The following is a 13,127-nucleotide window of genomic DNA, read 5'->3' on the forward strand; positions in this document are numbered from 1 at the left end:
AGTAAGATCGCGTCATGTCCATCACCGCGCTCCATCCCCGGCCCTCGCCGGGACGGTGGCGGGCGCGCAGGACCTCGTGCGCGAGGCCTCGGCCGTGCCGGCCGCGACGGTGGCGACCGACGAGCTCGGGGAGGCGATCACCGCCCTGGCAGCGCTCGAGTCGCAGGTGGTGGCGCTGCGGATGTCGCTGTCGGCGGAGGCCGACGCGCGCCGGGTGGCCGACGAGACGGCCCACACCGGCACCGACGCCTGGCTGGCGCAGCTGACCGGCGACACGCGGCAGGCACTGGCCGGCGGGCTGCGGATCGCACGCCTGCTCCAGGAGAAGTACGACGCGACGCGCGAGGCCTTCGCGGCCGGCCGACTACGACTCCCCCAGGTGCGGGTGATCGTCGACGCCGCCGAGCAGGCGCCGCCCGAGGCGACGCCCGAGCAGGTGCGGGCGGCCGAGGAACAGCTCGTCGCGCGGGCCACCGGCGACGCCACCCGGTCGGGGCGGCCCGTGGACGCCCGGCGGCTGCGGCAGGTGGCCCGTCGCATGTTCGACCCGGTCGACCGCGAGCTCGCCGACCGGCACGAAGCGATCCTCCTGGGCCGGGAGACGCGCTCGGCCGAGGCCGAGACCTTCTTCGCCCTCCACGACAACGGCAACGGGACCTTCAGCGGCAGGTTCCTGATCCCGGAGCTGCACGGCCAGCTGCTGCGCCACGCGCTCGACCGGCTGACCAGCCCGCGCCGGCTCTCGCGTGACCGGGCAGGCACCCTGGTCACCGACCCGACCGCCCTCGGCACCGACACCGGGGCCAACATCTACGAGGTGCGAGGTGCCGCGTTCCTCGAGCTCGTCGAGCACCTCCCGACGACGGGGCACGGCCCCAACAGCACCGAGCTGCTGGTGACCGTCGGGCTCGACGCCCTCATGTCCGGCCTGGGTACGGCGGGACTCGACACCGGTGTCCGGATCACCGCCGGCGACGCGCGCCGCCTTGCCTGCGAGGCAGGGCTGGTGCCCGCGGTGCTCGGCGGCCCGTCCGTCCCGCTCGACCTCGGGCGCCGCCGGCGACTCCACGACGGCAACCAGCGGCGAGCCCTCTCGCTCGTCCACGACACCTGCGCGATCGCCGGTTGCGACCGACCGGTTGCCTGGTGCGAGATCCACCACCTCCGCCCCTGGTCGCGCGGCGGGCGCACCGACCTCGCCAGCGCCATCCCCGCCTGCGGTCACCACCACCGGCGGGCCCACGATGCACGCTGGGACCTGCGACGACGCAGCGACGGTGAGTGGGCGTTCCACCGACGCAGATAGGCCGGTGGTGAGGAGCCGGTGGTGAGGAGCCGGTGGTGAGGAGCCGGTGGTGAGGAGCCGGTGGTGAGGAGCCGGTGGTGAGGGGCCGGCGCGGCCAGACCCGGCGTGACGAAGGCCTCGCCCACGGGTGTGCGAGGGGCAACTAGGGTGACGAGAGCGCCGGTGCGCACCTCCCCGTCCCCGCCAGATCGGAGTTCCTCCATGCCCGAGGCCGTCATCGTCTCTGCCGCCCGCACGCCGATCGGTCGCGCGAACAAGGGATCGCTGAAGGACTGCCGACCCGACGACCTCGCGGCGTTCATCATCAAGACCGCCCTCGACAAGGTCGGCGGGCTCGACCCCAACACCGTCGACGACGTCTACCTCGGCTGCGGCCTGCCCGGCGGCGAGGCCGGCAACAACATGGCGCGCGTCGTCAACGTGCTCAACGGCATGGACGACGTGCCGGGCGCGACGCTGACCCGCTACTGCGCCTCCTCGGTGCAGACCACGCGCATGGCCTTCCACGCCATCAAGGCCGGTGAGGGCGACGTGTTCGTCTCCGCGGGCGTGGAGACGGTGTCGCGCTACGCCAAGGGCACCTCCGACCACTGGCCCGACACCCAGAACCCGATCTACGACGAGGCCAAGGCTCGCACGGCGAAGACCGCCGAGGGCGGCGTCGGCTGGCACGACCCGCGCGAGGACGGCCAGATCCCCGACGTCTACATCGCGATGGGCCAGACGGCCGAGAACGTCGCGAGGCTGCGCGGGCTCTCGCGCCAGGAGCTCGACGAGTTCGGCGTGCGCTCGCAGAACCTCGCCGAGAAGGCGATCGCCGACGGCTTCTGGGCCCGTGAGATCACCCCGGTCACCACGCCCGACGGCACCGTGGTCAGCGCGGACGACGGCCCCCGGGCCGGAGTGACGCTCGAGGGCATCGCCGGGCTGCAGCCGGTCTTCCGCCCCGACGGCGTGGTCACGGCCGGCAACTGCTGCCCCCTCAACGACGGCGCCGCGGCCGTCGTGGTCATGTCCGACACCAAGGCGGGCGAGCTCGGCCTCACCCCGCTGGCGCGGATCGTGGCGACCGGCGTCAGCGGCCTGTCGCCGGAGATCATGGGCCTCGGCCCGGTCGAGGCGACCAAGCGCGCGCTCGCCCACGCCGGCATGAGCATCGGCGACATCGACCTCGTCGAGATCAACGAGGCGTTCGCGGCTCAGGTCGTGCCGTCCTACCAGGACCTCGGCATCGACCTCGACCGCCTCAACGTCAACGGCGGCGCGATCGCGGTCGGTCACCCGTTCGGCATGACCGGCGCCCGGCTGCAGAACACGATGCTCAACTCCCTCGACTTCCACGACAAGAGCACCGGCCTGATCACCATGTGCGTCGGCGGCGGCCAGGGCATGGCGCTCATCCTCGAGCGGATGCGCTGACCCGGGCCGGTCCGCACAGACGTCTGACCCGCGACGGCGGGAACTGGTCCGTACGGGTCATTTCCCCCTGTCGGCATATCCGCGAGGCTGCGCGCGGGGATCAGCCTGCCGAGGAGTGCCATGCGCCGCAGCCTTCCCGTCACCCTCGTGACGGCTCTCGCCACGACCGTGCCGCTCGCACTCGTCGGCCTGCCTGCGCAGGCCGCCGACGGCTTCGCTCCGCAACCCCACGTCCTGCTCGACGCGAACCCGGGCGACACGGCTTCCGACCCGGACCACTTCACCCGGGTCGGCGACCAGCTGTTCTTCATCGCCTCGGACCCCGACCACGGCAACGAGCCCTGGGTGTCCGACGGCACGGCCGCCGGGACCCACCTGGTCGCCGACCTCGCGCCCGGGACCGACTCGTCGTACATCGACCAGCTGACGGCATTCCGGGGCAAGCTCTACTTCGTCTACGGGACAGTGGAGAGCCAGCTGTGGGTCTCCGACGGCACCGAGGCCGGGACGCGCGTGCTGCTCGACACCTACCCGGACGGGAGCGACCGGGTGGGCTTCCTCGCTCGCGCGGGCGGCGCCCTGTGGTTCTCGGCCGTCACCGACCCCGGGAGCGGCGCCACCGGCGACGAGCCGTGGACCTCCGACGGCACCGCCGCAGGCACGCACCAGGTGGCCGACATCGCCCTCGGCGCTGAGTCCTCCGGCCCCCGCTACTTCAGCGCCGTCGGCGACGTGGTCGTCTTCGCCGCCGCCGACGCGGACGGTCAGGAGCTGTGGCGGACCAACGGCACGGCCGCCGGCACCCAGCAGGTCCTCGACATCGAGCAACCCGGCACGTCGAGCCCGAGCCCGCTCACCGGGACCACGGCGTTCTTCCCGACCGGCGACGGATCGGTGTACTTCTCGGCGTTCTCGTCCGGCGCCGGGACGGAGCTCTGGCGCACGGACGGCACCACGGCGGGGACCGCGCTCGTCCACGACGTTCCCGACGCCAGCGGTACTCCCGGGTGGCCGGCGAGGCTGGGCAGGCTCACCTACTTCGCCGCCACCGACGCGGCGGGCAAGGAGCTGTGGCGCACCGACGGCACGGACGCCGGCACCGTGCAGGTCGCCGACGTCAACCCCGACTTCAGCGGCAACGTCGAGGGGCTGACGGTCCTCGACGGCTTCGTCTACTTCCGGGCCACTGGTCCGTCGGCCACCTTCCAGCTGTGGCGATCCGACGGCACCGAGGCGGGCACGACGCTCGTCGACGAGATCAAGCCGGGAGGAGACGTCTCGATGTCGCTCCCGGTCACGGTGGGTGACCGGCTGTGGTTCGAGGCCGACGACGGCGTCGTCGGCAGCGAGCTGTGGAGCAGCGACGGCACCGAGGCGGGCACCGACGTCGCCGCGGACATCTGGTCCGGACCTGTCGGCGGGTGCTGCGGCACCCCGCCCACCGCCGTCGGCAACACGGTGGCGTTCGCCGCCGAGACCGAATCACTCGGCGCGGAACCGTGGCTGCTGAGCGCGATCGCCTCCCGGACGTCGGCCACGCCGGCCGACTCGTACTCCGCGAAGCAGGCGCGGAAGCGGGCGATCCGGGTCCCCGTCAGGGTCACCGGCGCACAAGACCTGACGGGCACGGTGCGCCTGTTGAAGGGCGGCACGGTCGTCGGGAAGGCCTCGCTGACCGGCGGGAAGGCGAGCGTGCGGATCGCGAAGCGCCTGCCGGTCGGGGAGACCCGCCTGAAGGCGGCGTACTCCGGATCCTTCGACGCCGCGCGCTCGACGTCGAAAGCCTTCGTCGTCCGCGTCCGCGGCTAGAGCCCGACATAGACTCCCGCCCGTGGCGACTCCCCCGGTTCCGTGGCTCGACGACGAGCAGCAGCGCTCCTGGCGCGGGCTGATCATGGGGATGACGCTGCTGCAGGACCGGCTCGACGACGACCTGCGCCAGAAGTTCGGCATCTCGATGACGGAGTACGAGATCCTGGTGCGGCTCTCGGAGACTCCCGACCACCAGCTGCGGATGGCGCAACTGGCCGAGTCGCTCGCGCACAGCAGGAGCCGGGTGACCCACACGGTGAAGCGGCTCGAGGAGGCCGGCCTGGTGCTGCGCGCCGCCTCCCCCGAGGACGGCCGCGGCATCGTGTGCCACCTCACCGAGAAGGGCTACGACCTGCTCGTCGAGATGGCGCCGACCCACGTGCGCGGCGTGCGCGCCCACCTGGTCGACCTCGCGGACCCCGACGACTTCGCAGCGCTCGGCCGGGTCATGAACGCCGTCGCCGACCACCTGGTCTCCGCCCACCCGGCGCGGGAGATCGGCGGCCGTCACTAGCCGACCGGGAAGGCGGTCAGGCGCCGACCGGCACCGCGCCCTCGCCGACCGCCATCGCTTCCGCGACCTTGTCGCGCGGGCCGGCCACGAACACGAACTCCTGGTTGCGCAGGTGGGAGACCCGACCGACCTTCTCCCCTGCCGGGTTGAAGATGCCGATCTGCGCACCGACGTAGCGCTTGCGGTCGAAGGCGAGCACGCCGACCTCCTCGTGGCCCGCGTCGCGCAGCCAGCCGGTCATCTCCTCCACGCCGACCCACGACTCGTCGTTGTAGGAGACCACGACCACCTCGGCGCGGACGTCGCGGATCACGCCCGCGAGGGCGGTCGGCATCTCGCGCTTGCGGTTGAAGGCGCTCATCGTCGCCGGGTCGCGGGCGTCGACGCGCTTGCAGGCGATGCCGTAGGCCTCGGGGGCGTCCCACCGGACGAGCGTCTCCCAGACGTGGTAGTTGGTGAAGTAGCGGTGCTGGTTGTACGGCGGGTCGAGGTAGGCGAGGTCGACCGGCGGCAGCGTCCGCGTGGACTCCACCGCGTCACCGCGCAGCGCCAGACCCAGCCCCGGCAGCAGCTCCGGCACGCGCAGGGTGAGGCGGCCGCTCGCCCGCGGCGCCCACTGCTTGAGGTAGGCCATCTGCAGACCCGTCGTCGAGTCGACCCGGTCGGCCGCGAGCAGCAGGCTGGTCAGCAGCACCGGGTAGAGCGGCGTGCCGGCGTGGGACTCATCCAGCGCGTCGCGGATGGCGTCGATCCGCTCGCCGTTGTGCGGCTGGAAGTAGCGGCTGCGCTCGCAGAAGGTCTCGGTGACGTACCCCCGCCGTCCGGGCAGCGCGTCGAGGCGGGCGAGGTGCTCGGCCAGCTCGGCGTGGTCGACGTCCGCGGCATCGGTCGCGACGTAGCACTGCGCGAGCACCTCGCTGTACGTCGCGAGGTCGTGCGCGGTGACGTGCAGCCCGCGCCGCTTCAGCTCCTGGGCGACCCGGGTGGTGCCGGTGAACAGGTCGAGCGCGGTCGTCGCCCCCACCCGCGTGGCGATCTCGCCGAGCACCGGGACCAGGGTGCGCTTGGAGCCCAGGTACTTGAGCACGGTCGCAGCCTAGGGCTGCGACCGTGCTCGGGGTGGGACCTCAGTCGCGGGTGAGGCGGCGGTGCGTGACCCGGTGCGGGCGCGCTGCCTCGAAGCCGAGGCGCTCGACCTTGTTCTCCTCGTAGGAGGCGAAGTTGCCCTCGAACCAGAACCACTTCGCGTCGTCCTCGTCGTCGCCCTCCCAGGCGAGGATGTGGGTGGCGACGCGGTCGAGGAACCACCGGTCGTGGGAGGTGACCACGGCACAGCCCGGGAAGTCGAGCAGCGCGTCCTCGAGCGAGGAGAGGGTCTCGACGTCGAGGTCGTTGGTGGGCTCGTCGAGCAGCAGCAGGTTGCCACCCATCTTCAGCGTCAGCGCGAGGTTGAGGCGGTTGCGCTCGCCGCCGGACAGCACGCCCGCCTTCTTCTGCTGGTCAGGACCCTTGAAGCCGAACGACGCGACGTAGGCGCGCGAGTTCATCTCGAAGTTGGCGACCTTGATGAAGTCGAGCCCGTCGGAGACGACCTCCCAGACGTTCTTGTTCGGCTCGATGCCGCCGCGGCTCTGGTCGACGTAGGAGATCTTCACGGTCTGGCCCACGACCAGCTCGCCCTCGTCGGGCTTCTCCTGGCCCGTGATCATCCGGAACAGCGTCGTCTTGCCGACGCCGTTGGGGCCGATCACGCCGACGATGCCGGCCCGCGGCAGCGAGAACGACAGGTCGTGCATGAGCAGGCGGTCCTCGAAGCCCTTGCCGAGGCCCTTCGCCTCGAGCACCACGTCGCCGAGGCGCGGACCGGCCGGGATGTTGATCTCGGAGGTGTCGATCTTGCGCATCCGGTCGGCCTCGGCCGCCATCTCCTCGTACCGCGCGAGACGCGAGCGGCTCTTGGTCTGGCGGGCCTTGGCGTTGGACCGGACCCACTCGAGCTCGCGCTCGAGCATCTTGGCCCGCTTGGCGTCCTTCTGCCCCTCGATCTTGAGGCGGTCCTTCTTGGTCTCCAGGTAGGTGGAGTAGTTGCCCTCGTAGGGGTGGGTCTTGCCACGGTCGAGCTCGAGGATCCACTGCGCGACGTTGTCGAGGAAGTACCGGTCGTGGGTCACGGCCAGGACGGCGCCCGGGTAGCTCGCCAGGTGGTTCTCGAGCCACTGCACCGACTCGGCGTCGAGGTGGTTGGTGGGCTCGTCGAGCAGCAGCAGGTCCGGCTGCTGGAGGAGCAGCTTGCACAGGGCCACGCGGCGGCGCTCGCCTCCGGAGAGGTGGTCGACGACCACGTCGCCCGGCGGGCAGCGCAGCGCGTCCATCGCCTGGTCGAGCCGGCTGTCGAGGTCCCACACGTTCGCGGCGTCGAGCTCGGTCTGGAGGTCGCCCGCCTCGGCCGCGACCTTGTCCTGGTCGGCGTCGGGGTCGCCCATCATCATGTAGAGCTCGTCGAGGCGGGCCATCTTGGCCTTGGTCTCGTGCACGGCCTCCTCGACGTTCTCCAGCACGGTCTTGCCCTCGCTCAGCGGGGGCTCCTGCTGGAGCATGCCGACGGTCGCGTCGGGGTCGAGGATGGCGTCACCGTTGTTCGCGTGCTCGAGCCCGGCCATGATCTTGAGCAGCGTCGACTTGCCGGTGCCGTTGGGCCCGACCACGCCGATCTTGGCTCCGTGCAGGAACGAGAGGGTGACGTTGTCGAGGACGACCTTGTCGCCATGGGCCTTGCGCACGTTGCGCAGGGTGAACACGTAATCCGCCATGCCCGCGAGCCTACGGGCTGGGCGGCCACCTCAGGCCGCGGCCCCCGCCTCGGCCGTCCCGCTCGCGGCCGCCACCTCCTCTCCCCCGTCGGGCTCGCGCGCCGGGCGCGTGAACACGCTGGTGCCCTTGGTCAGGTCGTGCCCCACGAACACGGCGTCGATCTCGAACGTGGTGACCTCGACCCCGGCCTTGTTGACCCACGTCTGGGCGTTGAGCCGGCCGTGGACCACGACGGCGTCGCCGCGGCGCAGCGAGCGGTCGCAGTTCTCCGCGAGGCCGCGCCAGGCCAAACCGGTGAACCACTGGGTGTCGGCGTCGACCCAGCTGTCGGTCTTGCGCTGGTAGCGCCGGGGCGTGCACGCGAGCCGGAAGCTCGCGACCTCGGCGTCGCCGGCACGGCGCAGCGACACGTCGCCGCCGACCCGGCCCTGCAGGGTGATCAGGGACTCGTTCACAGGCTTCATCTCCTCGCGTGGTGGGTGGACCGCCACCACTGTGCGCCGCGTCGCCGACGGCCGGAGGGGCCGACGGAGCAACCTGTGGACGAGCGTGTCGCGGGGCGCCGCTGTGCACGTCTCGCGGGCTGTTCGCGCTGACCCGCCGTCAACCAACGGCGGGTCAGCGTGGGGGCTCAGCGCAGGGCGGCCTGGAGGCCGTCGCGCGCCGCGGCGTACGCCGCCAGCTCGGTGCGCACGGGCTCGACCACGACCTCCTCGGTCACCCCGGCGATGCCCGCGCGCAGGCGCCGGTCGGCCGTGCGTGCCCGGCTGCGGGCGGTCAGCCCCACGAGCAGCCGGCACACCAGGGCGAGCAGCACGCCGGCGAGCACGCCCCCCACGAAGAGCACGGTCGGGAGCGGGAAGCCCCCGACCTGCGGCGGGTCGGCGTCGGGCAGCTGGAGGTAGGAGAGGAAGAAGAGCAGGGCCAACCAGGCGGCGCCGGCGAGCGCGGCGCCGATCAGCAGCCACTGCAGGACGCGCACCACGCCGGCCCAGACGGGGATCCGACTGGCGCCGAGGTCGGCGTCGGCGAGCGCGCCGTCGAGACGGTCGCCGAGGTCGGACAGGTGGCGCACCGAGGCGGCGCGCACCGCGTGCGCCCAGGGCGCGGGCAGCGTGGTGGCGACGTCGTCGGCCAGCGCGCGGACCTCGGTGTCGACGCGCGCCCGCTGGACCTGGGTCGGCGGCGGCACGGAGGTGCGGGCCCGGCCGGTCAGCTCGCGGCCGGAGCTGCCGAGGTCGAGGTGCAGCCGCTTGAGCGGGTCGGGCCGCAGCCGGGAGAACCACGCGGTCACCGGCCAGCCCGTGGCGCGCTGTGCGCGCATCCGGGTCGACTCCTCGACCGCGTCCACGACGGTCGGCACACCGGCCGCATCGGCGAAGGCGTCCTCGAGCGCCTCGACCCGCTCCTCCGACAGCCGCGGCGGCCGGGCGTCGCCGGTGACCGCGTGCAGCCGCTCGGCGGCGGCCCTCACGTCGGCCTCGAGGCGGGTGCGGGTGGCCTTCTTGCCGGCCACCCGCTCGACGACGAGGCGCCTGAGGTCCTCGACCCCGTCGCCGTCGCGGGCGCTGGTGGCCAGCACCGGCACCCCGGTCAGTCCGTCGGCGTCGAGGAGGCGCCGGACGTCGGCCAGCATCTGGTCGCGCTGCCCGGCCGGGACCGTGTCGACGTGGTTGAGCACCACCACCATCACGTCCTGGTGCGAGGCGAGGGGCGCGAGGTAGCGGTCGTGGACGGCGGCGTCGGCGTACTTCTGCGGGTCGAGCACCCAGACCAGCAGGTCGGCGAGCTTCACCAGCCGGTCGACCTCGAGGTGGTGCGAGACCTCGGTCGAGTCGTGGTCGGGCAGGTCGAGCAGGACGACGCCGTCGAGCGAGGTGTCGGCCGGCCCGGAGTCGAGCATCGAGTCGCGCATCACCTGGTGGCGCGCGGGGATGCCGAGCCACTCGAGCAGCTCGGTGGCGCCCTCCTGCCCCCAGACGCACGCGGTCGCCCACGAGGTGGTCGGGCGGCGGACGCCGACGGCCGAGAGGTCGAGCCCGGTGAGCGCGTTGAACGTCGAGGACTTGCCCGACCCGGTGGCACCCGCCAGCGCGACGACGGTGTGCTCGGCAGAGAGCCGCAGCCGGCTGGCGGCGCGCTCGGCGACCTCCTGGGCGGGGTCGACGACCGCGTCGTCGAGCCGCCCGCGGGAGGCCTGCACGGCCGTGGCCAGACCGTCGAGGCGGTCGGCCAGGTCGGAACCCCGGCCGACCATTCGCTTGGCCGTCTCGAGCACGGACGTCATGTTCTCCCTCGGGTGGCGGCACCTCGACGCTTCATCAAGTGCGCCTCAAGCCTAGGCGGACGGGGACGGGCTCTCGGTACCCGGTACGTCGTCGCGCGTCGCCGCGGCGAACCGGAGGTCGTCGACACGGCGCGAGGCGGCGCGCAGGCGGTCGGGCAGGTCGGAGGTGAGGCCGAGGCTGTCGAGCAGGTCGGTGTAGCGACGCCGCTCGGTCTCGAGCAGCTCCGCGACCCGGGCCTGCAGGTCGCGGCTGGCCCGGTCGGCGAGGCTGCGGACGGCCTGGTCGCCGAAGACCGCCTCGAGCAGCTTCTGCGCCACGATCGCGGAGCCGCCGGCGATGCCGGCCTCGGCCCCGACCAGCATCCCGCCCGTGTGGGCGAAGACCACGATCATCAGCGTGACGCCGAGCCCGTTGACGCCGTAGGCCAGGAACCGGGCGGTGCCGCGCTTGTCGGCACCCTCGGTGCGCACCATGTCGAGCACGTCCTGCTGCCAGTCGCGCACCGCGCGCTCGGCACGGCGCCGGAAGTCGCGCGACGCGCGGCCGAGGTCCTCCCCCGCGTCGGCGAGCAGGGCCTGGCCCGAGGCCAGGGAACGCCACGAGGCCTCGGCCCGCTCGGCCGCGGCCTCCGCGTGCTCGAGGATCAGCGTCTCGAGGCCCGACTCGACGGCGACCGTCACCCGCTCGGCGGTCTGCGGCTTGCCCTTGACCGCGTTGACGATGCGGTCGCGCATCCGTCCGACCTTGTGCTCGAGGCTCTTGATCAGCTCGCCGGTACCGACGAACTCCTGCCAGCGCGCCAGCACCTCGCCCCGCAGCAGCGTGCCGTCGGCGCAGGCGGTCGCCACGGACGCGACCGCGTCGTCGTAGGCCCGCTCGGCGTCGCCGCGCAGCCGGACCTCGGTCTCGACCTGCTCGGTGGCGGCGTCCGCCACCGCGTGCGTACGACGGGTCAGCGTGCGGATCGCACCCTCGAGCGTCTGCTGCACGACGCGGTCGCGGGCGTCGGCGTCCTTCGCCAGGGCCTCGAGCCAGCCGCGCACCTCCGCGACGGCGTAGGCCGGGAGCAGGCCGTCGTCGGAGACGGGCCCCTCGTGCACGATGAACAGCGGCGAGTCCTTGAGCCCGCGGCTGGCCAGCATCCGGGCCAGGTGGGTCGAGACCGTCTCGACGGCCTCGGCGGGCGTGCGGTCGAGGACGATCGCGACCGCGGCGCTGCGCTCGGCGGCCTCGCGCAGGAAGTCCCACGGCACCTGGTCGGCGTAGCGCGCCGCCGAGGTGACGAAGAGCCAGAGGTCGGCGGCGGCGAGCAGCTGCGCCGCGAGCGTGCGGTTCTGCTCCTCGATGGAGTCGACGTCGGGCGCGTCGAGGATCGCGATGCCGGGGCCGACGCTGTCGGCCGCGACGAGCTGCAGCGCGGCGGGGTCGTCGGTGGCGCGGTCGAGGCGGACCAGGTCGGGCAGCAGCCGGTCCTGGCCGAACCACGTCAGGTCGTCCGGGTGGTGCACCAGCACCGGCGACCGGGTGGTCGGACGCAGCACGCCGGGCGCGGTCACGCGGCGACCGACCAGGGAGTTGACCAGCGTCGACTTGCCGGCACCGGTCGAGCCGCCGACGACCGCGAGCAGCGGGGCCTCCAGCGTCATCACCCGCGGGATCACGTAGTCCTCGAGCTGGTCGACCATGGCGCGCAGGGAGGAGCGCTGCTCCTCGACCCCGGCGGTCTCCAGGGGCAGGCGCGCCTCCTGCAGCGCGGAGCGCAGCTGCACGAGCGCGGTGATCATCCGCGCGCCCTGGGTCTCGGTCGTGGTCATCGGGCGGGTACCACCTGTCCGGGGAAGGAGACGTAGGGACGGGCCGCGTTGATCCGGGCCACGTAGTCGTGGCCGCGGGCGGCGAAGTCGGGGGGCGGGGTGCCACGCAGGTAGCGGTAGTGCAGGAAGCCGAGCTCGATCGCGGCCTGCTGGTAGTCACGCATCGCACGCTCGGAGGACGGGCCGCCGATCCGCCGCGCCCACGTGCGCGCCGTACGACGGGCCCGGAGGTCGACCAGCCAGCCGATGTCGGTCTGGGGCACCAGCCCGCGCCGGGAGGCGTCGAGCAGCGCAGTGGTGAGCATGCGCTGCTCGTAGCGGCGCGACCAGAGGGCGAGCCCGGAGACGGCGAGGAAGGCGGGGACCATCAGCACGACGTACGCGCCGACGAACCCTTCGAAGCCGTAGAGCGTCGAGACGTTCCAGAGGGCGTGCGTGACCACGGCACAGGTGTACCCCGCCAGAGGGGCGACCACCCGGGTGACCCGGCTCCGACTCGTGACGGCGATGCCGACGCCGATGCCGGTGAAGGTGGTGAAGAGCGGGTGCGCGAACGGGCTCACCAGGCAGCGCACCAGGAAGGTGCCGGTCACCGCGGTGGCGCCGCCCGGCCCCATGCCGTCGGTGCCGTTGTAGGCGGCGGCGAGGTAGAGGATGTTCTCCACGAAGGCGAAGCCGATGCCGATCATCCCGGCGTAGACGATGCCGTCGAGCACGCCGTCGAGCTCGGCCCGCCGCCACCACAGCAGGAGGAAGAGGAACAGCCCCTTGCTGGCCTCCTCGGTGATCGGCGCGACCACCGCGAGGCTGGTGTCGTCGGTGAAGCCGACGACGAGCCCGCCGATGCCCTGCAGCAGCAGGGCGGCGGCGGTGGCCACGAACCCGCCCCACAGCAGGCCCAGGGCGAGCAGGGTCCGCGGCTCGGGCTCGTAGCGGTCGAGCCACAGGTAGCAGGCGACCAGCGGCACCACCGGCAGGGCGGCCAGGCCGGTCGCGAGGACCATCACGCGAGGGGCTCCGGAGAGCGCGATCACGAGCACCATCAGGAGCGCGCCGAGGGCCACCGCCACCGTCACGACGACGGTGAAGGCGACGCTGTCGCGGCGGGCTCCGGGCATGCCGCGAGCCTATCGGCCGGGGTTCCCCCGGGCGCCGCGCGTCGT

Annotated in this window: 10 protein-coding genes; 4 read left to right on the plus strand and 6 right to left on the minus strand. The window is 73.0% G+C overall.

The window, feature by feature from the left end; all coding sequences use genetic code 11:
* Positions 1-55 precede the first annotated feature (55 nt).
* From ACFPGP_RS21740 to ACFPGP_RS21755, 4 genes are all read left to right on the plus strand, one after another.
* Positions 56-1,306 (plus strand): HNH endonuclease signature motif containing protein, encoded by a 1,251-nt coding sequence (locus ACFPGP_RS21740; RefSeq protein ID WP_378593350.1) that lies wholly within the window; start codon positions 56-58, stop codon positions 1,304-1,306.
* 201 nt (positions 1,307-1,507) lie between these two features.
* On the plus strand, positions 1,508-2,725 hold the full coding sequence (locus ACFPGP_RS21745) for an acetyl-CoA C-acetyltransferase (RefSeq protein WP_378593352.1): 1,218 nt from the start codon (positions 1,508-1,510) through the stop codon (positions 2,723-2,725).
* Positions 2,726-2,845: 120 nt separating this feature from the next.
* Positions 2,846-4,534, plus strand: a complete 1,689-nt coding sequence (locus ACFPGP_RS21750; protein ID WP_378593354.1) for an ELWxxDGT repeat protein — start codon at positions 2,846-2,848, stop codon at positions 4,532-4,534.
* Positions 4,535-4,556: 22 nt separating this feature from the next.
* Complete coding sequence (locus ACFPGP_RS21755; RefSeq protein ID WP_378593355.1) at positions 4,557-5,051, plus strand: MarR family winged helix-turn-helix transcriptional regulator; 495 nt, start codon at positions 4,557-4,559, stop codon at positions 5,049-5,051.
* Between the two features lie 16 nt (positions 5,052-5,067).
* Here the strand turns inward: ACFPGP_RS21755 and ACFPGP_RS21760 are convergent, their stop codons facing one another.
* The 6 genes from ACFPGP_RS21760 to ACFPGP_RS21785 form a co-directional block, all read right to left on the minus strand.
* Positions 5,068-6,138, minus strand: a complete 1,071-nt coding sequence (locus tag ACFPGP_RS21760; protein ID WP_378593357.1) for a DNA adenine methylase — start codon at positions 6,136-6,138, stop codon at positions 5,068-5,070.
* Positions 6,139-6,178: 40 nt separating this feature from the next.
* A complete protein-coding gene (ettA, locus tag ACFPGP_RS21765) occupies positions 6,179-7,861 on the minus strand; it encodes an energy-dependent translational throttle protein EttA (RefSeq protein WP_378593359.1) in 1,683 nt (560 codons plus the stop codon).
* Between the two features lie 30 nt (positions 7,862-7,891).
* A complete protein-coding gene (locus ACFPGP_RS21770) occupies positions 7,892-8,317 on the minus strand; it encodes a single-stranded DNA-binding protein (protein ID WP_378593361.1) in 426 nt (141 codons plus the stop codon).
* Between the two features lie 176 nt (positions 8,318-8,493).
* The gene (locus tag ACFPGP_RS21775) at positions 8,494-10,119 is read right to left on the minus strand and encodes a GTPase (protein WP_417624517.1); all 1,626 of its coding nucleotides are present in this window, start codon (positions 10,117-10,119) and stop codon (positions 8,494-8,496) included.
* Positions 10,120-10,200: 81 nt separating this feature from the next.
* Entirely contained in the window at positions 10,201-11,964 is a 1,764-nt protein-coding gene (locus ACFPGP_RS21780; protein WP_378593365.1) for a dynamin family protein, read from the minus strand.
* Positions 11,961-13,082 (minus strand): PrsW family intramembrane metalloprotease, encoded by a 1,122-nt coding sequence (locus tag ACFPGP_RS21785; RefSeq protein WP_378593367.1) that lies wholly within the window; start codon positions 13,080-13,082, stop codon positions 11,961-11,963. Before ACFPGP_RS21785 ends, ACFPGP_RS21780 begins: the two co-directional genes overlap by 4 nt.
* Between the last annotated feature and the right edge of the window lie 45 nt (positions 13,083-13,127).

The sequence above is a fragment of the Nocardioides taihuensis genome, assembly GCF_042657275.1.
Lineage (GTDB): Bacteria > Actinomycetota > Actinomycetes > Propionibacteriales > Nocardioidaceae > Nocardioides > Nocardioides taihuensis.